Below are 24141 nucleotides of genomic sequence, written 5' to 3'. Positions count from 1 at the left end.
TGTTGGAACGATGAAGGCCGGCATGAGCACGCTTGAGAGCCGAATCGGCGTCTTACGCAGAAAGGACGAGCCTGTCACTGTCGTCGGTGCGGGACCCGCCGGCCTCGCCTGTGCCATCGCACTTGCCCGTGCCGGCTGGCGTGTCGTCGTTCGCGAGTGGCACCGATATGTCGGCATGCGCTTCCATGGCGACTTCCAAGGGATCGAGAACTGGAGTGACGAACGGGACGTGCTCGATGAGCTGCGTGCCGGGGGCATTGAAATCAACTTCGCGTATCGTCCCGTCTCGGAGGTCACCGCCTTTGATAACCACCGCGCCCGTTACCGCATACAAGGTAGCCGTCCGCTTTACTATCTGGTGCGTCGTGGACGAGGCGAAGATACCGCAGACGAAGCGCTTCTCCGGCAGGCAATCGCCGCCGGTGCTGAAGTCCGATTCGATGATCGAGTCGATGCGATTGGCGACGATGCGGTGCTTGCGACGGGACCGCGCCGGGCCGATGCCATAGCCGTTGGATACCTCTTCAACACGGACCTGCCGGATGGCAATTGGGTCGTGTTCGATAATCGGCTGGCACCGCTCGGCTATGGCTATCTGCTCATTCATGGCGGTCGGGGAACTATTGCCAGCTGCATGTTCACTGGGTTCAAGAAACAGGCGGAACATATCGCCCGGACGGTTGCCTTTTTCCGTGACCGCGTTGGCCTGGAGATGCGGAACCCCCAGTCCTTCGGTGGCTTTGCGAACTTCCGGCTTCCCCGCACCGCCTTGCAAGGCGGCCATCCGGTTGTCGGCGAGCAGGCCGGATTTCAAGACGCGTTGGCTGGGTTTGGCATGCGCTACGCCCTGCGTTCCGGCCGGCTCGCGGCAGAAAGCATTATCCACGGCATCGACTATACGAGTTTATGGCGACGAGACCTGCTGCCGCTCCTGCGGACTGGCACCGTGAACCGGTTCGTCTTAAACCTCATGGGGGAGCGCGGCCGGAGGTACGTGATTGGAAAGCTAAGCCAAGGCGATGCAAGTTCGATGTTGCGCAGGCTCTACCAACCTTCAATGCTCGGTTGACTTATCTTTCCGCTCGCGTGCTTTAACTACCGCGCATCGCTGCGCGACCGTAGCTGCGACCACGCCGACTGTCACTGCATCTGGTGCCAATGCCAGCAAGAGATCAAGGCCGGTACCCGGGCCTGACCGGAAGAGGATCTTAAGATGAACGAACTCGCACCAATGACCGCGCTGAAGGAGCTGCTCGATCTGACTGGTCGCAAAGGCTTGGTCATAGGGATCGCCAACGAGCATAGCCTCGCCTGGGCGGCAGCAGAGCACTTCCATAATGCCGGCGCCGAGCTTGCGATCACTTATCTCAATGACAAGGCTAGGCCCTATGTCGAGCCGCTCGCGCAACAAGTTGCAGCGCCCATTTTTATGCCATGCAACGTGTCTGTGCCGGGCCAGCTCGATGCCGTTTTCGAGACCATCAAGAAGCAATGGGGACGCCTCGACTTCCTGTTCCACGCCATCGCCTGGGCGCGCAAGGAAGACCTGCACGGGCGACTGACCGACTGTTCAGCCGAGGGCTTTGCCGAATCGATGCTGATTTCCTGCCATTCTTTTGTTCGCATGGCGAAGCTCGCCGAGCCGCTCATGGACAAAGGGGGAAGCTTGATGACGCTCACCTATTACGGGGCAGAGAAGGTTGTCGACCATTACAATGTCATGGGACCAGTGAAGGCAGCGCTCGAGGCGACGGTGCGCTACCTCGCCCATGAACTGGGACCCAAGGACATTCGCGTGAACGCGATTTCGGCCGGCGCCGTCAAGACCCGCGCCGCATCGGGAATTGAGCACTTCGACGAGCTCTTGAATGAGACTATGCGCTCGGCACCGCTCCGGCGGACCATAGACGCCTGCGAGGTGGGTCGCGCCGCGCTCCTCCTCGCTAGCGACTACACGACCGCGATCACCGGGGAAGTTCTTTACGTCGACGCTGGTTTCCACATCGAAGGCATGGTGTTTCACTGAGGCGCCAGGAGAGAGCCATGAAAGTAATTGACCCCGTATGTGGGGCGCAGGTCGATGCCGAGAAGGCTGCGGCCCGGGAGGATAATGGCGACCAAACGTACTTCTTCTGTTCAGCCCAGTGTCAACGGCTCTTCAAGGCAAGCCCGGAACGCTATATCGGGCGGGGGCAGCAGTCGGGAGTCGCCTTCGGATCTGCATCTGAATCTGATCAGGGCAACCGTGATGCCTAGAGGCGTCGGCTTGAGCCTTAAGGATTTTGAGCTGATGGCAGCAGTATTGCCGTAACTTTTTCAAAGCTAGCGACAATGCGAGACAGCGAACTTCCCTAAGTAGGCCTCTTGTCGGAACCACTCGGAGCCTGGCCTTCCGAGTGTAAAGTACATGCCCGAAGCGCGAGCACATACGGTACGAGCGGCCGAGCGCGGTTTCCATCCGGCCTTCGTCCTCGCCTGGTTTTTCTGTCTGGTCTTCTTTTCATTGACCTATGTGCTGCGCTCAGCGCCAGGCGTCATGATCCCTGAGCTGTCTGCTGCATTCGGACTCACGGCACTTGGTGTCAGCTCGCTGGTGGGACTCTACTACTACACACTTGCCGGCTTCTCCGTCGTCGCTGGCGCTTCGCTTGATCGCTATGGGGCGACTCGGCGTTTTCACTGTAGCCATTGGCAGCGCCTTCCTGGCTCCGGTGTTCGGCCTCGCCCTAAAGCGGTTTTCCGGCGTAGAACCGCTCACGCTACAGACGTTTCATCAGGCCGACCTCATCTGGGGCGGCGCCATCGTGCTGTCGCTTATCTTAACGTTCTTTTTGCGCGAGACCGGTGCAGCGGCACGGCGAGCGCCGCTCGCAGCGCCGGCGCACTGGTCTTAGCCAAATGCGGGTGTTCCGACATGACATACGCGCCCAGGCCTAGGCACGCTTCCCTGATGCGCGCTCGTCCAATCGGGATGGGATCCGAGACAGCCTCGCTGGAAGCGTAGCGGAACCGTGATGAACCGACATAGTCGGCCGAGCCCTTCTGACGGCAAGTGCAATGCCGGACCGGGCACTGCATGGTCGCAGCCGGACATGGTAGGTGGACTTGCATGGTTTTGCGTGCCATCGCTCCGCGAAGGGCGCGGCGCGTTCAAGCTTTTTACCGAGGGGGACGAGATTTACGACGCCATGATTGGCGCCATCGAGAGTGCCGAGCATGACATCGGAATGGAATCGTATATCTTCCCAGCCGACGAGGTGGGGCAGCGCTTTGCCGCCGCGCTTGCAGCCAAGGCCCGAACCGGCGTCCATGTCCGCTTGCACCTGGACGCGTTCGGCTCCGATTTTCCAGCGTTTGGCGACATTCGCCACGACTTGGAACTCGCCGGCGTTAAGTTCAAGTGGTTCCGCCCCTTTCGCTGGCTTCACCCACTGGAATACATTCAGCGAAACCACCGTAAGTTGCTCGTTGTGGATGGCCGGGAGGCCTTTCTCGGCGGCTTCAACATACGCCGATTGAACTCGCGTAAGCTTTCAGGGGAGGGGCGCCAGCGCGACACTCATGTCCGAGTTCCTGGAGAACTCGCGCGCGTGGCCGCTATTCTATTTGACCGGCTTTGGAACGATGCGACACCCGTTCGGCCCGAAACCATCCCGGACACGCCATCTGGACTCGAAGCGCTTCGTGCCGAGCCACTCGCGCCGCTGTCAGCAGCGCCTCGCGTGCCTGCATGCCGGCTTGATTGAAAGGGCGCAACGCTACTTGTTTTTTACATCGCCCTATTTCGCACCTGGAACGCTCATCGAAATGGCGCTTTGCAATGCGGCAACGCGCGGCGTCGAGGTGCGTCTGCTGGTTCCCCACATAGGTGATCCGCGAGTCGCAGGCTGGGCGACTCGAGCCGCCTATGAACCCCTCTTGGTGGCGGGCGCGCGGGTCTACGAATACCGGTCGCGCAAGCTGCACGCCAAGGCAGCCGTGATCGATGGCGAATGGGCCATGATTGGGTCGGCGAACGTTGACCACTTAAGCCTATTCGTCAACCAGGAGCTGGTCCTGATCGCGCGCGACCGGAGCCTGGCGGAGGCGCTGCGCATCCAACATGAACAGGATCTTCAGAATGCGGAGCTGGTGACCCTGTCGCAATGGCGGCTTCGTGGTTGGGGTGAGCGCAGCCTTGAAATGCTTGGTAAGGGGGCGCGCTGGCTGCTTTGAAGAAGCTGGACATTGCATTCGCACAGCGGGGTTTGTGGTGTCACGTCCGGCCGAGTCGCACGCTCTCGCTCGTGCGCACGTGACGGGCACCCTGCTAGGTAGGCATGCTATGGCGTGTCCGGACATGAAACAGACATACCAGGCGCCTGCTTCGAGCGGGACCGGCGATCCATAATCATCCGCGCTAAAGCTCGATCATCTTCAGCTCGCGTCCGCCCGCCGCCAAGGTGCTGTTCATGAGCTTCCATCGCACCTTGCGTCGCCGAGGCCTACATCGTAGCCCGACAGGTCTGACAGTAAGCGTCGCGCAGATATTGACCTATGTTAAGTTTCGAATCGTAGAATAGTGGTATTTGCGTGTCGATTGTAAGCCGCATCCGGATACTTCAGTCTTCCAGCAATGCTCCCAAAAACGTTGGCGACCTCGACGACAGGAGCTCGACTGCGGGGACGACTTATGAAGCGAGTCAATATGCTGCCGGTGCTCCACGCATTTCTCGAAAGGATCGTGCGCAAGGGCATGCTGGAGGTCGAGACAGGCTCAGCGTCGCGTTTTACGGTTGGCGATGGCTCGGGAAAGCGGATCGCCGTGTGGTTGGCGGACTCGGCGGCCGCGCGGCAGTTGGTACTTTGTCCGCAACTCGCATTGGGCGAGCTATACATGGACGGTCGGCTAGTGGTCACCCAAGGTTCGATCTATGACTTGATCGTTCTTTTTGCTTGTAATCTTTGGTCCCGGTCGACATCAGAAATCGTGCGAGCGTACAACGGTCTTCGTATCGCGCTGCGCCCACTGCATCAGCGCAACACAGCGCGACGGGCAAAATGCAATGTGGCCCACCACTATGACCTCGACGGTCGGCTCTACCGGCTGTTTCTCGACTCAGACATGCAGTACTCCTGTGCCTATTTCGAGCATCTGGGCCAGCGCCTCGAAGAGGCACAGCTCGCTAAGAAGCGCCATATTGCCGCGAAGCTGCTGATCGAGCCAGGCGATCGCATTCTTGATATCGGCAGCGGTTGGGGTGGGCTTGCGCTCTATCTGGCCGAGTGTTGCGGCGCTCGGGTTACCGGCATCACCCTATCAAAGGCGCAGCTCGAATACGCGCGCAGCAGGGCGAAAGAAAGCGGGTTGGCGCCCGCTGTAGATTTCCGAGCTCTTGATTATCGCGCGATCGGGGGCACCTTTGATCGGATCGTGTCGGTTGGGATGTTCGAGCATGTAGGCGTTGGTTATTTTGACGCGTTTTTTACAAAGATTGCCGAGCTGCTCGCCGATGACGGCATCATGCTCCTCCATTCCATTGGCCGCTCCGATGGGCCGAGCGCAACCAATTCCTGGATCGCGAAATACATCTTTCCCGGCGGTTTCGTTCCGGCACTTTCCGAGGTCTTGCCGGCCGTCGAGCGCGCAGGGCTCATTGTCACCGACATCGAAATCCTTCGCCTGCATTATGCCGAGACGCTCAAGGCTTGGCGCGAACGGTTCCTTGTCAGACGCCATGAGGCCAAGGCGGTTTACGACGAGCGCTTCTGCCGCATGTGGGAGTTCTATCTCGCGATTGCGGAGTGCGGATTCCGGCACGGCGGGCTGATGGTCTTCCAGATGCAGCTCGCCAAGCGTCTGGAGACGGTGCCTCTCACGCGCGACTACATCACAGCTCGCGAAGCGCAACTGAGAACGATGGACATGCGCCAAGTGGGGGCGAGTATCGCTGCTGAATGACCGCGTCCCCTCTGTGTTGATCCTTGTCAAAGACTGAGTCCTCGAAATGTCGGACTTGTTCGTTCAACTAGACGTCACTCGACGCGGGAGGTGGGTGATTTGTTCGGCCATGGCGGCCACGGTGACCATGGCGGACATGGGGCCAGGGTGGGTGCGGCGGCGGTAGTGAAGACGAGGATAGGTCCAGCCGCTGACCTTCCGAAGCGCGCGAAGGCGGAACTTTGGCGGGGCACCGGCATTAGCGGCCATGACCAAGGGCGTCAGAAGTAAACCTAGGGAGAAGCGAGGTGTTCAAATCATTAGTGTTGGCAGTCGCAAGCATAGTAGTATTCATGCTTGCTCCGGCCTTTGCCGAGCAGCAACACCACGAGCAGATGGTATGCTCCAGCGTCGGCATGCAGGAAGCAATGGCCGATGTGGAGGCCATGCAAGAAGGCGAGAAAAAGACGCAAGCAATGAGTCATCTGAAGATGGCCGAGGAGGCAATGGCTAAGCACGACATGGAAGGCTGCATGAATCACATGCAAGCTGCCAAGGACGCAATGAAGCAATAGCTCCAAGGACCGCGCGCGAAGCTGAGCTACCTTGAACTGGCTAGCTTGCAAGGTTTTACGTCAGGTTGGACATACCGCGACTGTGACGGGCCATACCGATCGCCCTGATCCGTTAGAATAAGTCTGGTCAACTCAGCGGGGTCGTCTTGAGTTCATCGTAGTGGCGATGGTCGCTGGCGGCCGACTGCCCCGGCTGCTTGTCTTTGCCTTGAGCCATTCGAAGCAATCCTCCCCGAAGGACCCTCCTGCGGCGAGTATCGCTGCTCAGGGACCGCGTCCCGCCAATGCAGTCGGCCCGAAAGAGCTTCGACTCGTCCTTCCCGCTCTCCGCCAATTCCAAAATGCTCAGGAGTAGTACACGATGACGAGGACGACCGGACGCGACGGTATCGGTCTCATGCTTCGTGTGCGAAGGAGGGTATAAAACGACGGCTTTAGGGGAAGCAGCTGAACCGTCTTTCGTCAGCCACCAAGCCACCCTCAAGGAGACGAGGTTATGCATACGGGATTTTTTTGGGGAGCGACACTCATCTCGATCGTCATAGTTTCATGGTTTTTCTATCGCTATGTGGTTCCCGAGAGCTGGCGAGACTGGACGCGGGCGGGAATCGTGCAGGCGTTCATCATCTCCTTTTACGCCGAGATGTATGGATTTCCCGTCACGATCTATTTGCTGGCACGCCTATTCGGCCTTGATGTCACGGGCGGCTTTTGGGACAGCAACCTTTGGATCTACCTGACGGGTACACCTGCGGCGATGCTGGTCTCGATGGCCATCGGCTACACAGTCGCCTTCTTCGGGGTGATCCTGCTTATGGCCGGTTGGCGTGAAGTCTATCGGGCGCACAAACAAGGACGGCTTGCTACGGGGGGTCCATATGCCTTGTGCCGCCATCCGCAATATTTCGGCATCTTCTTGGCGCTGATTGGCGAGGGGGTGATACATTGGCCAACTCTGTTGTCATTGACGTCTGTTCCGATAATCATCCTCGCCTACGTCTTCCTGGCGAAATCGGAGGAGCGACAGATGTTGAAGGAATTTGGCGACCAGTATCGCGAGTACCAGGCTCGAACACCCATGTTCGTGCCACGCTGGCGTGATTTTAAACGGTTTTTTGCCGAGTATCGTTTGGCGGCGTAACACAGCAGACGCTGTTGAAAGGAGGCGAACATGGATCAACGTTCGTGGCTTTGGATCGCCCTAATCGCCTTTCTCATTTTTTGCTGTATTGTGATGCTGTTTAGGGGCCGGGGCCAGGACCGTTCGTCTGCCGCGCCAAAGGAGCAAGACAGGAAGTCCCGCAAGTCGCAAAGGACTTAAGTTAAGCATGCGCCAAGTTGTCGTTCGGCGCTAAGTATTCTCGATCGTATCCCCTGAGCGATGTAAACAAGTAAACAAGGGCGAGGCCGGCGTGATCTCCGGCAGGGACCGGGTCGATTAAGCTGCTGGCACGGCCGGCAGCTTGACGATGTGATCATCGCTCAAGGGCGCGATGGTTTCCAGGCTCATGTACCTGCCGCGCTAAACCGCCCATTCGTAGTTCTATTCGAGGCGCGCAAAAGCGCGCCTATCTTCTCGCCGACAACAAGCTTGCCGAGAAAGCCTGTCCACTCCGAACGTTCCATCCCACCTGGATTCGCATCGTAAGGCAGAATCATCGCATCATTGGGAGCGATGTTTGCGATCCTGTCCGCGCTCGGCACGTTCGTCGCCGACCTTCTTAAGTCGCGGTGCCGTCTTGAGGCCGAGAGTTTGCTTCTCCGCCATCAGCTAACCATCGTTTTGCGGCGGGCACCGCCGCGTCCTCGACTGTTTGGCAGTGATCGCGCGCTGCTCATAATGGATGACGCGGATTTGGCCGAGCCTGCTTGGTGCGGTGCAGGTGGTTCAGCCGGAGACCGTTCTGCGATGGCATCGCGCTGGGTTCAAAATGTTTTGGCGGTGGAGATCGCGTCATAGGGCAGGGCGGCCGAGGATTGATCGTGGCCTGCGAGATCTGATCCGGCGGATGAGTTAAGGGAAAACCCACTTTGGGGCGCATCCCGGATTGATGGCGAGCTGCTGATGCTTGGTTTTGAAGTGGCCCAGTCAACGGTCTCGAAATATATGGCGCGACCGTCGAAGCCGCCATCGCAAACTTGGAAGACGTTTCTGCGGAACCACGCTGAGGCGATCGCCGCCATAGCCGTTGGCGAAATTCTCAAAATTTCTCAAATCCCATATTGCAAACGGACCGTGCTCAGCACCAGCTGGCTTGGTCACCACCGGGCGCCCGCAATAATTCTTGAATGTTTGCTTCGATGATCCGGAAGCCAACATCCCCGTAGAGCTTCTGGCGTCCCTCGTTCAATACGAAGCTTGGGCTGCCTTCGATGCGCATCTTGTCGGCATCTTGGTAGTCCGCAGCCAGTCTGGCGAATGCGGTTCCGTCGTGAATACTTTTTTCAATCGCGTTTATATCAACGCCGAGAGCTTCAGCCAGTTCGCATTGAACATCCCAACGGGCGATGTCGCGGCAATCTCGGAAAAACCCGCAACGGAATGCCCACATCACCCTATCGAAGACTGATGTCGCTGATCCGCTTTGGCCTTCTCTCCCGCGTTCTTGCTGCCAGCGCTGGACCGCCCTCATAAACAAATGCGCGCTTGCCGACGTTGGCGGGCGCGTTTTCAGCCAGATTTCCGGATGGACTTCGATATGCGGAAACTGTCGCGCGACTGTTCGCAAATGTGAATTGAACCCGGCATATTCACCCTTGTCTCGCCAGGTCGAAGCGATCTTGCGGGTCGTATCGCCAAAGACAGAGCAGAACCGATAGTCCAATCGAACCGTATCGCCGAATTTCTCTTTGACCGCATCGACACGAGCCTGCGCGGCATATGCCCAAATGCACAATACGTCCGAGAAATAGGAAACCTGGACGACGGCCATCTGATCGGCTCCCTCTAGCCGACATCCCTCCAATGGCCTGGGTCCCCAAAGTAGCCAATAGCCATATTCGGCAATCTTTGATGCACACCACTACCACTCGCCGGCCGTGTTTTCCGGGTTTGAGACTTACGTGTTCCCGGGCACCTATACTACGTCACAGTTTTAAGACATCCACCACAAAATGGTGGATGTCTCTATCTTTCCTCAGCTTACTTCATCATGCCCATGGCTTTTTCCATTTGCATCATGCACCCCTTCTCATCCTTCTTCGCCATCATGTCCTTGGCTATGTCCATCTCCTTCATGACCTCTGCCTTCTTGGTGGGGTCTGTCATCTTCATCATAGAATCATGCATTGCCTTCATGCTTGCCTCGGAGCAGTTCATGCCCGTCATGGCATCCGGGGTTTGCGCAAGGGCGGGGACAGCACCGAGCAACGTGGCGGAGAGAGCTGCACAAGCGAACGATTGGATCATTTTCAATGGTAGTTCCTCCTGAGGGGTTATTCCTGATCGATCGATCAGAACCAAATGAAACGCCACAGTCACAATTGAGTTCCACAGGGAGACGTCGTAATTTAAATCCTCGCCAGCAGCAAAGAATGACGACAAGACTTCGCGTGTTGGGGAGGCAACATGGACCGCTTTGGGTCCATTAGTTGACCTAGTGGAGGCATCGTCGAGGTGTCCGGTTGGTGCCGCACATGCGACATTTGGATCGGTCGCTACGGTTTAGTCGGGCTGAGCGAGTCCGAGGGCACGCGTCTTCAGGCCGTCGATATCATTCCGGCTGCCTTACCTTGGAAACTGACTGAACTTCAAAAAAGATTCGTCTATTGGGCGATCAAATTCATTGGCGCTGAAGCGGACTGCTACCGATACGGTCCGCCGGGACCCGATCTAGACTGGCTCGATTATGGTGCTCTGCGCGCCTTGAGAGTTCCAAAGCTCGAGGCAATTGCTCACTATGTCGCCTCCAACGAACCCGACTTGAAGGTCTCCCGTCAAACCCTGGCCAATGCGCTCGCGGTGTGTGGCATGAGGCTTCCATCCAGAAGGCCGCGGGTTAACCAAACCATCTTTGCGCCGCAATTGCCTTAGCCAACGATCTTTTCACATTCAGAATTTTCGAGCGTACTTGGTGTGGGTGTGGCTCCGAGGAGCTACCCATGCCGACGTATCGACTTGAGGACGCTTCGGTCGACCGACTGAAAGAGAATCCTCAAAACCCTAAAATTCATTCGACGAAGCAAATTCGGCGACTCGCAAAAAGCATGAGCCGAGTCGCGCTCAATCCCATCGCTGTCGACGAGACCTATATGGTGCTCGCCGGCCATGCCCGCCTTAAGGCTGCAAAGCTGAACGGCATGAGCGTCGTGCCAGTGGTCATCATCTCGGGGCTCAGCGAAGCCCAAAAGCGAGCCTTCCTGATCGCAGACAACAAGGTCGCTGAGGGTTCAGGATGGGACCGCAAGATGCTCGCGGCCCAAATCGAGGAACTGACGCCCTCTCCTAACGGAAATCGGCCTCGACTTCGTCGACATCGGCTTCGAGGCCGTCGAGATCGATGGCCTCTTGTTCGAACTCGTCGATGCTGAGTCTGACCCGACGGATCAGCCTCCTGCAGTTGCATCAAAGCCGGTCAGCCAACCGGGCGATCGTCGAGCATCGCGCGAGGAGCCAAGCCGGTTATCGAGCTTCCATCGGCAGGTAGGGTGCGCTGGATCGGACCGATGTAAAGCTGGCGCGGCCTACCGATGCGCTGGGAGGTATCGTCGATCATCTCCTTCCAGTGCGCGATCCAACCCGCCGTGCGGGCGATCGCGTACAGCACGGTTATCATCTCGGTCGGGAAGCCGAGCGCCCTCAGTGTGATGGCCGAATAGAAATCAACATGGGGAGAGAGTTTCTTCTCGACAAAGTAGTTATCGGAGAGTGCGATACGCTCGAGCTCAAGCGCCACCTTAAATAGCGCGTCGTCGCGGTGGTGATGACCCACAGTTTCCAGCACCTCGTGGCAGACCTTCTGCATAATCCTCGCTCTTGGGTCAAAGTCCTTGTAAACGCGATAGCCAAAACCCACGAGCCGGAATGGATCATCCTCATCCTTGGCGCGCCTGATGTATTCCGGGATGCGATCGACCGAGCCGATCTCCTTCAACATCAGCAGCACGGCTTCATTGGCGCCGCCGTGCACAGGTCCCCACAAACAGGCGATGCCGGCTGAGATGCAAGCATAGGGGTTGGCTCCCGACGATCCTGCAAGGCGGACGGTGGCGGTCGATGCACTCTGCTCGTGATCCGCATGAAGGATAAAGAACTTCCTCATGGCACTGGCGAAGGCGGGGTCAACCTCATATTCGATGCCCGGCACGGCAAAGCACATCTGCAGAAAATTTGCCGCGTATTTCAGCTCGTTCCTGGGGTACATGAATGGCTGGCCGATGGAATATTTGTAAGCCATCGCGGCAAGCGTCGGCATTTTGGTGATGAGGTGGATACTCGCCCTCTCGCGCTGCGCCGGATCTTTGATATCGATCGCGTCGTGATAGAAGGCCGAGAGGGCACCCACCACCCCGACCATGACCGCCATAGGATGCGCGTCGCGGCGAAATCCGGAATAGAACCGGATCATTTGCTCATGCACCATAGAGTGCTTGACGATGCCGTTTTCAAACGCCTCGTATTGTTGGGGAGTCGGCAGCTCGCCGTAGAGCAAGAGATAACAGGTCTCGAGAAAGGTGCTGTGCTCGGCGATTTGTTCGATCGGATAACCTCGATAGAGTACGATCCCCTTGTCGAAGTCGATGAATGTGATTTTCGACTCGCAACTTGCCGTAGAGGTGAAGCCGGGGTCGTAGGTGAAGTGACCTGTGTCCTGATAAAGGGTGGTGATGTCCACCACGTCCGGTCCTAACGTGCCCTTTCGCATGGGCAAGTCGTACCTAATGCCTGCAATCGAAACACATGCTTCCCCCGCACCCTTGTCGGTAAGGCCTTTAGTAGGGGCATGCTTGGCTATGGTCATTTACCAGGACCTTTGGAAGGAGAATATCCACTCGGCCGCGGGTAGGCGAGTAGGCGACAAGTCGCGCCAGAGACCCTGGGTTCGCCTCTGATGCCGACGAAGAGCAGCTATCGGCATCCCTTTCTCGGAGCCTGTTCCCCCCGACGAGTTTCTCCAATCTTAGCCGACAATCTACTCGCGATTCGGCTCTCCCCACGCATCGCCGGTTATCGGCTGCATCTTGACCTTGTGAATGACGATATCTGACCGGGCATCCGCGGCGCTCTGCAATGCAGCGGCCGCCGGTGCATGGTCCTACGCCGTGCCCGCCGGGCGTAATTGCGCTGAGACTGCGCTCGGGTCACTGGCGTAAAATGGGGGTCAGAATTGGGTACTACTGACGAAAGAGCTTTAGAGTGTAGGTGACGTGGTCGCACAAAATCATCCTGTAACGGACGGCTAGAAGAGGGAGACTGAAGCCATGCAGATTCCGATCTCGCTTCGAGGCGCTTTGATCGTATTAGTCGCCCTGTTTGGTGTTGGTCTCCATAGCGCGAAAGCCGATACCGGCAGCATTACGCTTACGATCTACAAGGGCGGCTGGATCATCGGCGGCTCGGCCGGCGGAGGGACGCTCTTCTTCCGCGGCCGCAGCTATCGGCTGGGGGTCGGCGGAATAGATTACGGTTTGGTATTCGGCGGATCGAAGACGGTGCTGCACGGTCGGGTGAGTAATATCCAACGCGCATCAGACGTTGCCGGCGTCTACGCCGCGGCTGGCGCAGGGCTCGCGCTCGGGCGTGGCGTCCGCGCGATAGTTCTCACCAACCAGAACGGCGCTATTCTGGAGCTCTCGGGCCAGCAGATCGGGCTGATGGCTAACGCCGACCTCAGCGGGCTGGCAATCACGATGCGATGATGGTGGCGCGCCACCTTACCGGACCGCCAAATTGGCGAGCGGGCGTCTCAAAGGCTTGACCGAGCTCGCAGAAACAACATGGCGTTATTGCGGGAGGTGACGAATCGCCTGAGGCGGTGAGACCATCGACCGTTTCCGAACGACATACCATGGAGGGGGGTCATGAAGCTTTATGCCGGGCTGGACGTGTCGCAGGCGACGACTGCAATTTGTATCATCCGCGAGAACGGAGAACGTGTATGGGAGGGCTCAGCGATGACCGAGCCTCCGTCGATTGCAGAAGTTTTGAGGCAGTATGCACCGCAGCTCGAACGCGCTGTCCTGGAGAGTGGTCAGCTGTCCACCTGGCTCACTCGAGAACTACGTGGTCTTGGTCTTCCGGTCATTTGCGTCGATGCGCGCCAAGCGCACAAAGCGTTGTCGGCACGCCTGAACAAGTCCGACAGTGCGGATGCCGAGAGCCTCGCACAATTGGCACGGACTGGCTGGTTCCGAGAGGTCCACGTCAAGAGCCCGGAAGCGGATCGGCTCCGCATGCTGCTGGCAGCACGTAGACGGCTGATCAGCTGCCGCAAGGACATCGAGGCGCAACTTCGCGGCACGCTCAAGACATTCGGCATAAAGCTCGGCAGCGTCACTGCTGGGGGTAATCGCGTGTCATTCAGGGAGAAGGTGCGTGCTGCTCTCTCTACAGACGAGATGCTTTGGGTCATCGTGAAGCCCCTGCTTGCCGTCCATGAAGGACTCTGTCGGCAGAGCTCAAAACTTGACCGCACGGTCGGTGCGTTGGCCCGACGAAGCCCGATCGCCAAACGTTTCATGACGGTTTCGGGCGTCGGCATTGTAACCGCGCTGACCTTCATGGCTGTCATTGACACGCCGGCGAGGTTTCGACGATCGAGCAATGCTGCCGCCTATATCGGACTGACGCCTAGGCGCTATCAATCTGGGCAGGTGGACTACTCCGGTCGCATCTCGCGATCGGGTAATTCCGAGTTGCGCGCTTGTCTCTACGAGGCTGGTTGTGCGGTCTTGAACCGCACACATAAGTTCTCGTCGCTCAAGAGCTGGGGGCTCAGACTTGCGGCGCGGAAGGGATTCCGAAAGGCTGCCGTTGCGGTGGCCAGGAAGATCGCCGTGATCATGCATCGCATTTGGTCTGACGGCACTGTGTTCCAATGGACATCGCTGAAGGGAGACGTCGCCGTCGCCTAACAGGGTGGTGCTCAAGAGAAACTCCGCCACGTAAACGGCGGAGCGGTTGTCCCGCCGGGACGGTGGCCGGGTGATCTCGCGAAGTCCAGCGAGACTTTCATGATCTCGAATTTCGACTGTCAGACACCCTGCCTCCAACGCCATGATGAGGTGGCCTAGCGCCAACCTCGGAAAGAACTGTGACCCCGGCGGCGGCTGCAAAAAGAAAACTCTTGCGCATGGGCCCGCAATAAAAGAACTGGACTTCTCTTACGAAGAGAGCGTCCATGCTGACGTCGTTGGTGGCCTAGAAGGCATAGTGCCAACGGCCAGAGCACCTCGCCTCAATGGCGGGGCTTTGGGTGGTGGGAGCACAGCGCATGAGGCGCCGTTGCTCAGATGGAGGACCACCCATGGCCAAATCGTATCCTGTTGATGAGACGAGACGTGCAGATGCGGTCGAGCGCACCACGCACCAGCGCCGATCAAATGCGAAGAAGAGAGGCAAAAGACCGAAGGCGCCGAAACGGCAAACGCGCCGGAAGGGTGGCGTGGGCCCTCGCAGCAGAACCAAACCGACGGCCGGTAAACAGACGAAACAACAGACCTGCCTCGACCTGCTCAACCGACAAGAAGGTGCGACGATAGAAGAGCTGCAAGTGGCGACCGGCTGGCAGCAGCACAGTGTGCGCGGGTTTCTGGCCGGTGCCGTCAAAAAGAAGCTCGGACTCAGGCTCCTATCGGAGAAGCCCGACGCGGGACCCCGCCGTTATCGCGTTTCCGACACGGTCTAGCGGCCAATGGCGGAAGCTCATTTGCCGGAAGGCAAAGCGACGGCCGGCACAGGTGGCGACTTAGAGGTGTCGCGAAGGCTTGAGGCTCTTCGGGACCTCGGTCCTGACGAACTGCGCCAAGAGTGGCGGCGGCTCTATCGGAGCCAGCCGCCACGGCTCAGCCGAGACTTGCTCGTTCGCGCCATCGCCTACCGTATTCAGGAGCTTCGCTATGGAGGGCTCAGCAAAGCGACCAGCCGCAAACTCGCCGCGCTCGTGCAGGCGCGGCGGTCCGACGGCGAGATAACGCCAGAGGTCGCCCAGAGGATCAGAGCGGGTGCGCGCTTGGTGCGTGAATGGAACGGCCGCACGCATAGCATCACGGTGGAGGAGGACGGCTTCACCTACGCTGGACGGACCTACCGGTCGCTGAGTGCGATCGCACGTGACATCACTGGTGCCCGCTGGTCCGGCCCGCGCTTCTTCGGACTAGTCTCGAAAGGGGGCGCTTCGGATGCCTAGGCAACCTGCGGTCGGCGCAAAGAAGAGCCGCCGGAGGCTGCGTTGTGCCATCTATACGCGCAAGTCAACTGAGGAGGGCCTCGAGCAAGATTTCAACTCACTCGATGCGCAGCGCGAAGCCTGCGAGGCCTTTATCTCAAGTCAAAAGCACGAAGGCTGGGTGGCCGTGCCGGCCCTCTATGACGATGGCGGCTATTCCGGTGGAACGCTGGAGCGGCCGGCTCTGCGGTGCCTATTGGCTGATATCCGCGGGTCAAAAGTCGACGTTGTGGTCGTCTACAAAATCGATCGCCTCACTCGCTCACTGCTCGATTTTGCCAAGATCGTCGAGGTGTTCGATGCCCATGGCGTCTCTTTCGTCTCGGTGACGCAGGCGTTCAACACTGCCACCTCGATGGGCCGCCTGACCTTGAACGTGTTGCTGTCGTTTGCCCAGTTCGAGCGGGAGGTCACGGGCGAGCGGATTCGTGACAAGATCGCCGCCTCGAAGAAGAAGGGGATGTGGATGGGCGGCTATCCCCCGCTCGGCTATGACATCAAGGACCGGAAGCTGATCGTCAACGAGGCCGAAGCCGAGACCGTCCGCTACATCTTCCGCCGCTACCAGGACTTGAGCTCGGTGCGACTGCTCAAGGAGCACCTCGATCAAGCAGGCATCGTCAGCAAGCGCCGCACAGCGCGTGACGGCCGGCCTTATGGAGCCAAACCGATCACGCGGGGAGCCCTCTACCACATGCTGCAGAACCGCATCTATCGCGGCGACATCGTGCATAAGACCCAGGCCTACCCAGGCGGGCACGCGCCGATCATCGATGAAGATCTTTGGCAGACGGTGCAGACGACCTTAGCGGCAAATCGAGTCGAGCGCGGTGCGGGCAAGGGCAAAAACCACGTAAGCCTGCTCGCCGGTCTTATTTACGATGCTCACGGTGAACTGATGACGCCAAGTCATGCGGTGAAGAAAGGCATCCGCTATCGCTACTACGTCTCCAAATCGTTGCTGACTGGAGGCGTTAAGGCGGAGAGGACGGGTCAGCGCCTTCCGGCCTCTCATATCGAGGCTCTGGTCACGGGCCGAATCCATGCGTGGCTTGCAGATCCGGTCGCTGTGCTGAGCGCAGTCCAGTGCCATGGGCCCTATGCCGTCGTCCAGAGGAGACTTCTGGACGAGGCAGCGGGGCTCGCCACCACCTGGCAGGAGCTCGATGCGGAGCGGCTGCGTGCGATCATCCGTGCCGTGGTCACACGAGTTCAAGTTCACCCCGACCGGGTCGACGTGACACTCGATCAAATGGGCGTTGCCTTCTGGCTGAATGCCAAGGATCAGCAGCAATCTACTCACGCCGGCGGCGATGATCGCGAACGGTATTTGATAGTCTTGACAATCCCTGCGCGTCTGAAGCGTGCCGGGATTGAGATGAAACTGGTGGTCGAGGATGGATCGGAGCCGGCTAGCGTCGATCCCGTCCTGGTCCGTCTTCTGCTCCGGGCCCACGCCATCCGCGCCCGTCTGCTTGAGGAGCCCAGCCTACCCTTGAAAGAGATCGCCGCAGGGGAGGGGATCAGCAGTTCATACGTGACGCGGCTTTTAAGGCTCGCCTTCCTCGCTCCAGACATCGTCACGGCGATCTTAAACGGACGGCATCCTCCACAGCTCACCGCAAACCGGCTGATGGACGATACCCGCCTGCCTCTCGATTGGTCCGCGCAGCGCGAGTTATTCCGCGCTTAAGCGTATTGAAAGCCCTTCGTGATCACGTGTCTCCGTTTAGCGTCTCGCTCGCTTGCCAAGAATTGCGGCCTCGCCCGAGAGACAGTGGTACTGCCGACGCGCGCCATAAGAGACGCAGCCGTCAGAGACGCTCGATTGGCGCACCAAAAGTGTCTCTGGCTACCGCGCCTGACGAGAGCCGCGCGCAAGCCTCGGAAAACCCCAGACAATTTGCGCCGAGCCAAGAGAAAAAACACATGCTATATCAATGGCTTAAGTGCTGGCGGAGAGGGTGGGATTCGAACCCACGGTACGGTTACCCGTACAACGGTTTTCGAGACCGTCCCGTTCGACCACTCCGGCACCTCTCCGTGTCCGCAAGGGCGTGGTCTGGCCCGCGTTTCTAAATGGGTTTCGGTCCAAGCGAAATGGGAAATGGGCCATGGCGCGGTGGAATTTCAAGTGCGCTCCCGCCATTGAGGCTCGAGGAATCCGCGAGTTGGAGCCCTTGACCCGCGTCAAGGCCATCTTGCCGCTCTTGCGGCTAGATCGGAGCGCTCTTGAGAGGGCTTGCCGTTCACCCCGCATCGGGCCGGGACATGGAGAATTGGTATGTGGCACCCACGACGCACATTGTGCGCGGCAGGCTGCGCTGGGCTTCTCGGCGTCCTCGTGACGGCTTCGGCAAGCGCCAACGACTCGAGCGCGAGCCTCGACGCGGACGGGCTCCACTTCACCTACAATCCCAATATCGAGATCGATTCGGAGGCCCTCTGGCTCAGTCTCGATTGGGTCGGCGTCGGCTATCGCTTTCATAACACGAGCGAACACGACATCTCGACGCTCGTCGCCTTCCCGCTTCCCATCATGTATATCGGCGAGGACGGCAACTATATCCTTCCGGACAATCGCGATCCGATCAATTTCATCGATTTCCAGGTGACCGCCGACGGCAAGCGCGTGGAGCCGCAGGTGGAGGTCAGAGCAACTCGCTTCGGCATCGACGTCAGCGAGATCCTGAAGAAGCATGGCATTCCGCTCACCATGCTCGGCGCGAACGACGACGCCAGCGCCGCGCTCTACGACAAGCTGAACGATCTTCCCGACGATGCAAAGCAAGAGCTCGAGCGTTATGGGGTCATTGACTGGACGACGAGCTCCGGCGCCGGCGACAAGCCGCTCGCGACCACGCATTGGCAGACATCGATCGCCTTCTATTGGTTTCAGACCTTCCCAGCGCAAGGCACGATCGAGGTCAGACACCGCTACCATCCGGTGCCGCGCCACTTCTTCTTCAGCGAGGAGGATCTCGACTCGGCCGAGATGCAGAAGACATATTGCTTCGACCGTGCCTTCGCCGACGCCGCCCGGGCCATGCTCAAGCGCGCCGAAAAAGGGCACGAGGAGGACTATTCGCCGATCCTCAAGGGCAAAGAGCTCAGATACGTGCTCACCACGGCGGAGAACTGGCTCGGTCCGATCAAGAAATTCAGTCTGAGAGTCGAGAAGCCGTCGGCCGATGCGCTGGTATCGCTGTGTGCCGAGGGGATCAAACGCACCAGCCCGACCTCTTTCGAGCTGACCGCCGAGGATTACAGTCCCTCGGAAGACCTCAATGTCCTCTTTCTGGAGCCGATGGAGGGGAACTGACGGCCCCGGTAGACCCTCCTACGGACTGACGCATTCGCGCAATGAGGTGAGCACCGAGTACCTGACGACCGCCCCCCTGCGAAAGCCTTCGCGCGCCATCAAGTGCCGGTGAAGCTCGGGCAGGCGATAGAAGGGCACGCTCGGATACCAATGGTGCTCGAGGTGGTAGCCGACATTCCGTGGCAGAATGAAAAGCGATTCGACAAAGGTCGGGACGGTCGTGCGGGTAATGGCATACTCGGCCTCCTCGCTCTCCACGGCGCTGTGCTCGCAGATGATGCGGATGTATTGGACCGCGATGTGCCAGGTGCAGAACGGCACGAGCCAAAAGAGCAAGAAGCTGGTCCAAGCCTCGAACAAAGTCAGAGCGCCGAGGATCAAGGAATAGAAGGCAATTCTCGCAGCGACCATCCAGTGCGGTGAGGGAATGAGCGAGCTGCCCAAGAGCCCTCTCACGATCCAGAACATTCCCGTCAAAAAGAACGCCCGCCGCAACAGCAGGAACGCGAGCCCCGCCCACGTTTTGGGAAAGCGCCAGCCAGAATCGAGCTCGCCCATGGCGTCGTGCGTGTACCAGATGTGGCGGTTCCCGTCGCCGGGAAGGTTCGTATACTGATGATGGGTCGAGTGGAACTTGCGGAACCCTTCGACCGAGGCGAAGGTCGGCCACATCAGGAAGACGTTGGCAAAGAGCTCGTTTTGCCAGCGGGTCGGCAGGTAGCGATAGTGCGAGGCGTCATGCCCGAGGATCAGCAGGGCATGCTGGCGCGAGCCGATCACCACGACGGCGAGCAGATAGAGGACTGGGTGCCAGAACAAGGAGCAAAGAACGATTGCCGCGATGATGGTGGCCCATTCTTCTGCGGTCGCCGCGACCGCTCTCCCAGGCTCAAGCGCCGACAATTCCTTGATGGTTGCGGCCGGCAGCCGCTCGGGAATATCCCTCGTGGTGTTATGGGGGTGCTGAACGATCGGGTTCTTCGAGATGTCCGCCGTCGGGATCTCCGAGCGGAGATAGGCGACAGCCTTGGCGATCTGTCCGAAGGGAGGCAAGGGGGGTCGTCCTCTGGTCGTCCGGGGAAGCTGCCCTAACCGATTTTTCTGTTCTTTATGGGGCAATTAACGGGATCGGCACGTGAGGCCGGAAAAGCGCGACGGCAATTGACTTATCGGCCTTGGTCTCTATATTGCGCCGCTCATTAGCCCTTTTTACAGGCTTGGCCGCGCATTCGTGTGCGGGCCTTTCAGCCCATAGAGTTGGACGGATACTCCCATGTTCGCGGTCATTCGCACGGGCGGCAAGCAATATCGCGTGGCGCCGAACGACATCATCGAGATCGAGAAGATCGCCGGCAAACCGGGCGACATCGTCGAGCTCGCCGAGGTGATCCTGCTCGGCGGCGAGGGCAGCCACAAGACAGGCAGCCCGACCATCGCCGGAGCCCTCGTCGCCGCCGAGGTGCTGGAGCAGAAGCGGGCCGACAAGATCACCGTGTTCAAGAAGAAGCGGCGCGCCAACTACCGCCGCAAGAAGGGCCATCGCCAGGAGCTGACCGCGCTCAGGATCACCGAGATCCTGACCGACGGCAAGAAGCCGTCGAAGCAGGCGGCTGCCCCTGCGCCCAAGAAGGCCGAGAAGAAGGCTGCTGCTGACGTCGAAGCGAAACCGGCAGAGAAGAAAGCCGCGGCCAAGCCTGCGCGGAAGCCCGCGGCTAAGGCCGAGAAGAAGGGCACCAAGAGGCCGGCTGCCAAGCCGAAGAAGTAAGGACGTAAGACATGGCACATAAGAAAGCAGGCGGCTCATCGCGCAACGGCCGCGATTCGGCGGGCCGGCGACTGGGCGTCAAGAAAGCGGGCGGCCAGAGCGTTCTCGCCGGGAACATCCTCGTTCGCCAGCGGGGTACCAAGTGGCACCCAGGCGACGGCGTCGGCATGGGCAAGGACCATACGCTGTTCGCCCTCCGCGAGGGCGAGGTGAGCTACGCGACCAAGCAGAAGGGCCGCGTCTACGTCTCGGTGAAGCCGCACTAACGGCGCCAGCACTCTGGTCATGCCCCGGCCGAAGTGCCGGGCCTCCACGATTTGCCACATGCACGGGCTTCACATCGTGGATGGTGCCGGGCCACGCCCGGCCATGACGGCGTTCGTATTAATCGTGTAGCTTCACGCCATGACGATCAGGACGCCGAGGCTCCTCTTGCGGGCGGTCGAACATGGAGATGCCGAGCGGATCGCCCTCCTTGCCGGCGACTACGATGTCGCCAGCATGACGGGGACCATTCCTCACCCCTATAGCGAACAGCAGGCCGCCGAATGGATCGCGAGCGCTCTCGCCGGCGAAGAAGGCGTGGTGTTCGCCATCACGACTGCCGGGGCCTTGATCGGCTGCACCGGCTATCGCGCCTTCGGGGGCGATCACGCCGAGCTCGGCTACTGGATCGGCAAGCCCTATTGGGGCAGGGGCTATGCGAGCGAGGCGGTGCGCGCGCTCATTATCCATGCCTTCGAGAAGGACGGCTTCGATTATCTCACCGTCGGTCACTTCACCGACAATCTGGCCTCGGCGCGGGTCATCGCCAAGTTCGGCTTCGTTCCGGAGGGGAGGGAGGCCCGCGACTGCGCGGCGCGCGGGGCCAGGGCCTATTGTCTCACCTACCGGCTAGATCGCGCGGCGGCTCTGGCCGGCTTCCTCAGGAGCTAGGCTTAGCCGCCATCTCTCCTAGTGTCTTGGAAAGACACTGGTGCTAATCCCTCGCCATGCAGTTTCTCGATCAGGCCAAGGTCTATGTCCGCTCAGGCGACGGCGGCAACGGATGCGTCAGCTTCCGGCGGGAGAAGTTCGTCGAGTTCGGCGGCCCCGACGGCGGCGACGGCGGCAAGGGCGGCGACGTGATCGTCGAGTGCGTGGCGAACCTCAACACGCTGCTCGATTATCGTTATCAGCAGCATTTCAAGGCGAAGAAGGGCGGTCACGGCAAGGGGCAGAACCGGTCGGGCGCCAGGGGCGACGACGTGGTTCTGAAAGTGCCGCCGGGCACCCAGATCCTCGATGAAGACAACGAGACCTTGATCGCCGATCTGACCAAGCCCGGGGAGCGCATCGTTCTTGCCCGCGGCGGCAATGGCGGCTTCGGCAACACGCACTTCAAATCCTCGACCAATCAGGCGCCGCGGCGCGCCAATCCCGGCCAACAGGGCGAGGAGATGACCGTCTGGCTGAGGCTCAAGCTGATCGCCGATGCCGGCATCATCGGCCTGCCCAATGCCGGCAAGTCGACCTTCCTCGCCGCGGTGAGCGCAGCCAAGCCCAAGATCGCCGACTATCCCTTCACCACGCTCCATCCCAATCTCGGTGTCGTGCGCATCGATGGCTTCGACTTCGTGCTTGCAGACATTCCGGGGCTGATCGAAGGCGCGCACGAGGGCGCGGGCATCGGCGACAGGTTCCTCGGCCATGTCGAGCGCTGCGCCGTTCTGCTCCACCTCGTCGACGCAACGCTGGACGATCCAGCCGCGGCTTACAAGGTCATCCGTGGAGAGATCGAAGCCTATGGCGCGGGCCTCGAGGACAAGCCGGAAATCGTCGCCTTGTCCAAGGCCGATGCCGTGCCGGCAGACGAGATCAAGAAGAAGGCGCGGGCGCTCAAAAAGGCCGCGGGCGCCGCTCCTCTCGTCGTCTCGGCCGCGAGCGGAGCGGGCGTGACCGAGGTGCTGCGTGCCCTCGTGCCGGAGATCAGGGCGATGCGCGCCGAGGAAACCGAGAGAAAGACAGGCAAGGCGGTGGCGGCGCCGCAACGGTGGCGGCCATGAGGACCGAGTGGATTGGCGCCAATCGTCTCGTGATCAAGATCGGCTCCTCGCTTCTCGTCGATTCGGGCTCCGGCACCTTGCGCCACGCCTGGCTTGAGGCGCTCGCCGACGACATCGCGGGGCTGAAAGCGCAAGGCAAGGAGGTGGTCGTGGTGTCCTCGGGCGCCATCGCGCTCGGCCGCAACGCGTTGAAACTTCCAAAGGGCCCGCTCAAGCTCGAGGACAGCCAGGCTGCGGCGGCGGTCGGTCAGATCGACCTCGCGCATGCCTATGAGGATGTGTTCCGCGAGCGGAACCTAGTCGCCGCCCAAGTGCTTTTGACCCTCGGCGACACCGAGGAGCGCAGGCGCTACCTCAATGCGCGCAACACCATGACGACGCTGCTCAAGCTCGGCGCCGTGCCGGTGGTGAACGAGAACGACACGGTGGCGACGAGCGAGATCCGTTACGGCGACAACGACCGGCTTGCCGCGCGCGTCGCTTCCATGATGAGCGCCGATTGTCTCGTGTTGCTCTCGGACGTCGACGGCTTCTACACCGCGCCGCCGGGCTCCAGCGCCGACGCGCGGAGGCTGGATGAGGTGCGCGAGATCACCCCCGAGATCGAGGCCATGGCGGGCGATGTGGGCTCCGACTTGTCCAAGGGCGGCATGGTTACCAAGATCGAGGCGGCCAGGATCGCGGTCGCGGCCGGAACGCATATGGTGATCGCGAGCGGCAAGGTCCTGCATCCGCTCGAGGTGCTCGCCCACAAGGGCACCGCGACCTGGTTCCTCGCCCGCTCCGACCCCGTGACCGCGCGCAAACGCTGGATCGCCGGCACGCTCGAGCCGAAAGGTGCCGTCATTCTCGACGATGGCGCGGTGCAGGCGCTCGCCTCGGGCAAGAGTTTGCTTCCCGCCGGAGTGATGCGCGTCGAGGGGAGCTTCGAGCGGGGCGATGCGGTCGTGATCCGGACGAGTCAGGGCGTCGAGATCGGGCGCGGACTTGCCGCCTACGGCTACGAAGAGGCCAAGGCAATCATTGGTCGCAAGAGCAGTGAAATTGCTGAAATTCTCGGCTACCTTGGCCGCCCCGAGCTCATCCATCGGGACGACATGACGCTCTACCGCAGAGGTTGAATTCGAT

At 60.0% G+C, this 24141-nt stretch carries 26 protein-coding genes and 1 tRNA gene; 22 read left to right on the top strand and 5 right to left on the bottom strand.

Annotated elements, in window-relative coordinates; genetic code table 11:
* The 9 genes from VFB18_RS03010 to VFB18_RS02970 form a co-directional block, all read left to right on the top strand.
* Positions 1–1069 (top strand): NAD(P)/FAD-dependent oxidoreductase (locus tag VFB18_RS03010; RefSeq protein ID WP_324970901.1); only part of this gene is annotated, 1069 nt, incomplete at its 5' end.
* A gap of 144 nt (positions 1070–1213) precedes the next feature.
* Positions 1214–2026: an enoyl-ACP reductase FabI gene (gene fabI / locus VFB18_RS03005; protein WP_324970900.1), complete on the top strand. Its 813-nt coding sequence runs from the start codon at positions 1214–1216 to the stop codon at positions 2024–2026.
* Between the two features lie 17 nt (positions 2027–2043).
* A complete protein-coding gene (locus tag VFB18_RS03000) occupies positions 2044–2256 on the top strand; it encodes a YHS domain-containing protein (RefSeq protein WP_324970899.1) in 213 nt (70 codons plus the stop codon).
* A gap of 392 nt (positions 2257–2648) precedes the next feature.
* The gene (locus tag VFB18_RS02995) at positions 2649–2894 is read left to right on the top strand and encodes a hypothetical protein (RefSeq protein WP_324970898.1); all 246 of its coding nucleotides are present in this window, start codon (positions 2649–2651) and stop codon (positions 2892–2894) included.
* A gap of 225 nt (positions 2895–3119) precedes the next feature.
* On the top strand, positions 3120–3746 hold the full coding sequence (locus VFB18_RS02990; protein WP_324970897.1) for a phospholipase D-like domain-containing protein: 627 nt from the start codon (positions 3120–3122) through the stop codon (positions 3744–3746).
* A gap of 16 nt (positions 3747–3762) precedes the next feature.
* The gene (locus tag VFB18_RS02985; RefSeq protein WP_324970896.1) at positions 3763–4215 is read left to right on the top strand and encodes a phospholipase D-like domain-containing protein; all 453 of its coding nucleotides are present in this window, start codon (positions 3763–3765) and stop codon (positions 4213–4215) included.
* Between the two features lie 472 nt (positions 4216–4687).
* A complete protein-coding gene (locus VFB18_RS02980) occupies positions 4688–5941 on the top strand; it encodes a cyclopropane-fatty-acyl-phospholipid synthase family protein (protein ID WP_324970894.1) in 1254 nt (417 codons plus the stop codon).
* A gap of 287 nt (positions 5942–6228) precedes the next feature.
* Positions 6229–6495, top strand: a complete 267-nt coding sequence (locus VFB18_RS02975; protein ID WP_324970893.1) for a hypothetical protein — start codon at positions 6229–6231, stop codon at positions 6493–6495.
* Positions 6496–6991: 496 nt separating this feature from the next.
* A complete protein-coding gene (locus tag VFB18_RS02970) occupies positions 6992–7636 on the top strand; it encodes an isoprenylcysteine carboxylmethyltransferase family protein (protein WP_324970892.1) in 645 nt (214 codons plus the stop codon).
* A gap of 1099 nt (positions 7637–8735) precedes the next feature.
* Here the strand turns inward: VFB18_RS02970 and VFB18_RS02960 are convergent.
* Complete coding sequence (locus VFB18_RS02960; RefSeq protein ID WP_324970891.1) at positions 8736–9428, bottom strand: DsbA family oxidoreductase; 693 nt, start codon at positions 9426–9428, stop codon at positions 8736–8738.
* Between the two features lie 209 nt (positions 9429–9637).
* Positions 9638–10039, bottom strand: coding sequence for a hypothetical protein (locus VFB18_RS02955; protein ID WP_324970889.1), 402 nt, complete (start codon positions 10037–10039; stop codon positions 9638–9640).
* A gap of 72 nt (positions 10040–10111) precedes the next feature.
* On the opposite strand from VFB18_RS02955, the gene VFB18_RS02950 reads away from it, so the two are divergent.
* The gene (locus tag VFB18_RS02950) at positions 10112–10528 is read left to right on the top strand and encodes a hypothetical protein (RefSeq protein ID WP_324970887.1); all 417 of its coding nucleotides are present in this window, start codon (positions 10112–10114) and stop codon (positions 10526–10528) included.
* 68 nt (positions 10529–10596) lie between these two features.
* Positions 10597–11025 carry a ParB/Srx family N-terminal domain-containing protein gene (locus VFB18_RS02945; protein ID WP_324970885.1) on the top strand — a complete coding sequence of 143 codons (429 nt, stop codon included), beginning with the start codon at positions 10597–10599 and terminating at the stop codon, positions 11023–11025.
* 44 nt (positions 11026–11069) lie between these two features.
* Here the strand turns inward: VFB18_RS02945 and gltA are convergent, their stop codons facing one another.
* Positions 11070–12359, bottom strand: coding sequence for a citrate synthase (gene gltA, locus VFB18_RS02940; protein WP_414675634.1), 1290 nt, complete (start codon positions 12357–12359; stop codon positions 11070–11072).
* Between the two features lie 556 nt (positions 12360–12915).
* Here gltA and VFB18_RS02935 point away from each other — a divergent pair.
* The 5 genes from VFB18_RS02935 to VFB18_RS02915 all read left to right on the top strand — a co-directional run bounded on the left by VFB18_RS02935 (position 12916) and on the right by VFB18_RS02915 (position 17574).
* Positions 12916–13353 (top strand): hypothetical protein, encoded by a 438-nt coding sequence (locus VFB18_RS02935; RefSeq protein WP_324970883.1) that lies wholly within the window; start codon positions 12916–12918, stop codon positions 13351–13353.
* A gap of 162 nt (positions 13354–13515) precedes the next feature.
* Positions 13516–14568: an IS110 family transposase gene (locus tag VFB18_RS02930; RefSeq protein WP_324970882.1), complete on the top strand. Its 1053-nt coding sequence runs from the start codon at positions 13516–13518 to the stop codon at positions 14566–14568.
* Positions 14569–14960: 392 nt separating this feature from the next.
* The gene (locus VFB18_RS02925; protein ID WP_324970881.1) at positions 14961–15341 is read left to right on the top strand and encodes a DUF3489 domain-containing protein; all 381 of its coding nucleotides are present in this window, start codon (positions 14961–14963) and stop codon (positions 15339–15341) included.
* Positions 15342–15407: 66 nt separating this feature from the next.
* Positions 15408–15842: a DUF2924 domain-containing protein gene (locus VFB18_RS02920; RefSeq protein ID WP_324970880.1), complete on the top strand. Its 435-nt coding sequence runs from the start codon at positions 15408–15410 to the stop codon at positions 15840–15842.
* Positions 15835–17574 carry a recombinase family protein gene (locus VFB18_RS02915; RefSeq protein ID WP_324970879.1) on the top strand — a complete coding sequence of 580 codons (1740 nt, stop codon included), beginning with the start codon at positions 15835–15837 and terminating at the stop codon, positions 17572–17574. The genes VFB18_RS02920 and VFB18_RS02915 overlap by 8 nt, the downstream gene beginning before the upstream one ends.
* Before the next feature lie 260 nt (positions 17575–17834).
* Here VFB18_RS02915 and VFB18_RS02910 read toward each other — a convergent pair.
* A tRNA-Ser gene (locus VFB18_RS02910) sits at positions 17835–17924 on the bottom strand.
* A 241-nt stretch (positions 17925–18165) separates the two neighbouring features.
* On the opposite strand from VFB18_RS02910, the gene VFB18_RS02905 reads away from it, so the two are divergent.
* On the top strand, positions 18166–19203 hold the full coding sequence (locus tag VFB18_RS02905) for a DUF4424 family protein (protein ID WP_324970878.1): 1038 nt from the start codon (positions 18166–18168) through the stop codon (positions 19201–19203).
* 18 nt (positions 19204–19221) lie between these two features.
* Here VFB18_RS02905 and VFB18_RS02900 read toward each other — a convergent pair whose 3' ends face one another.
* Positions 19222–20256 (bottom strand): fatty acid desaturase family protein, encoded by a 1035-nt coding sequence (locus VFB18_RS02900; RefSeq protein WP_324970877.1) that lies wholly within the window; start codon positions 20254–20256, stop codon positions 19222–19224.
* A gap of 220 nt (positions 20257–20476) precedes the next feature.
* On the opposite strand from VFB18_RS02900, the gene rplU reads away from it, so the two are divergent.
* From rplU to proB, 5 genes are all read left to right on the top strand, one after another.
* Positions 20477–20968 (top strand): 50S ribosomal protein L21, encoded by a 492-nt coding sequence (gene rplU, locus VFB18_RS02895; RefSeq protein ID WP_324970876.1) that lies wholly within the window; start codon positions 20477–20479, stop codon positions 20966–20968.
* Positions 20969–20979: 11 nt separating this feature from the next.
* On the top strand, positions 20980–21234 hold the full coding sequence (gene rpmA, locus VFB18_RS02890; RefSeq protein ID WP_324970875.1) for a 50S ribosomal protein L27: 255 nt from the start codon (positions 20980–20982) through the stop codon (positions 21232–21234).
* Between the two features lie 139 nt (positions 21235–21373).
* Entirely contained in the window at positions 21374–21904 is a 531-nt protein-coding gene (locus VFB18_RS02885; RefSeq protein WP_324970874.1) for a GNAT family N-acetyltransferase, read from the top strand.
* A 56-nt stretch (positions 21905–21960) separates the two neighbouring features.
* Entirely contained in the window at positions 21961–23013 is a 1053-nt protein-coding gene (gene obgE / locus VFB18_RS02880; RefSeq protein ID WP_324970873.1) for a GTPase ObgE, read from the top strand.
* Positions 23010–24134, top strand: a complete 1125-nt coding sequence (proB, locus tag VFB18_RS02875; RefSeq protein ID WP_324970872.1) for a glutamate 5-kinase — start codon at positions 23010–23012, stop codon at positions 24132–24134. The genes obgE and proB overlap by 4 nt, the downstream gene beginning before the upstream one ends.
* Positions 24135–24141 lie beyond the last annotated feature (7 nt).

Source organism: Methyloceanibacter sp. (assembly GCF_035650995.1).
Taxonomy (GTDB): Bacteria; Pseudomonadota; Alphaproteobacteria; order Rhizobiales; family Methyloligellaceae; genus Methyloceanibacter.
The sequence above is the reverse complement of the archived record's forward strand: the minus strand, read 5'-3'. Positions and strand labels throughout refer to the sequence as shown.

Excerpts from the sequence above, each read along its gene's own strand:
- VFB18_RS02885 (WP_324970874.1), top strand. The coding sequence starts at position 21,374 with ATGACGATCAGGACGCCGAGGCTCCTCTTGCGGGCGGTCGAACATGGA.
- VFB18_RS02925 (WP_324970881.1), top strand. The coding sequence starts at position 14,961 with ATGGCCAAATCGTATCCTGTTGATGAGACGAGACGTGCAGATGCGGTC.
- gltA (WP_414675634.1), bottom strand. The coding sequence starts at position 12,359 with ATGCGAAAGGGCACGTTAGGACCGGACGTGGTGGACATCACCACCCTT.
- VFB18_RS02980 (WP_324970894.1), top strand. The coding sequence starts at position 4,688 with ATGCTGCCGGTGCTCCACGCATTTCTCGAAAGGATCGTGCGCAAGGGC.
- obgE (WP_324970873.1), top strand. The coding sequence starts at position 21,961 with ATGCAGTTTCTCGATCAGGCCAAGGTCTATGTCCGCTCAGGCGACGGC.
- VFB18_RS03000 (WP_324970899.1), top strand. The coding sequence starts at position 2,044 with ATGAAAGTAATTGACCCCGTATGTGGGGCGCAGGTCGATGCCGAGAAG.
- VFB18_RS02905 (WP_324970878.1), top strand. The coding sequence starts at position 18,166 with ATGTGGCACCCACGACGCACATTGTGCGCGGCAGGCTGCGCTGGGCTT.
- VFB18_RS02945 (WP_324970885.1), top strand. The coding sequence starts at position 10,597 with ATGCCGACGTATCGACTTGAGGACGCTTCGGTCGACCGACTGAAAGAG.
- rpmA (WP_324970875.1), top strand. The coding sequence starts at position 20,980 with ATGGCACATAAGAAAGCAGGCGGCTCATCGCGCAACGGCCGCGATTCG.
- VFB18_RS02970 (WP_324970892.1), top strand. The coding sequence starts at position 6,992 with ATGCATACGGGATTTTTTTGGGGAGCGACACTCATCTCGATCGTCATA.
- VFB18_RS02930 (WP_324970882.1), top strand. The coding sequence starts at position 13,516 with ATGAAGCTTTATGCCGGGCTGGACGTGTCGCAGGCGACGACTGCAATT.
- fabI (WP_324970900.1), top strand. The coding sequence starts at position 1,214 with ATGAACGAACTCGCACCAATGACCGCGCTGAAGGAGCTGCTCGATCTG.
- rplU (WP_324970876.1), top strand. The coding sequence starts at position 20,477 with ATGTTCGCGGTCATTCGCACGGGCGGCAAGCAATATCGCGTGGCGCCG.
- proB (WP_324970872.1), top strand. The coding sequence starts at position 23,010 with ATGAGGACCGAGTGGATTGGCGCCAATCGTCTCGTGATCAAGATCGGC.
- VFB18_RS02935 (WP_324970883.1), top strand. The coding sequence starts at position 12,916 with ATGCAGATTCCGATCTCGCTTCGAGGCGCTTTGATCGTATTAGTCGCC.
- VFB18_RS02960 (WP_324970891.1), bottom strand. The coding sequence starts at position 9,428 with ATGGCCGTCGTCCAGGTTTCCTATTTCTCGGACGTATTGTGCATTTGG.
- VFB18_RS02915 (WP_324970879.1), top strand. The coding sequence starts at position 15,835 with ATGCCTAGGCAACCTGCGGTCGGCGCAAAGAAGAGCCGCCGGAGGCTG.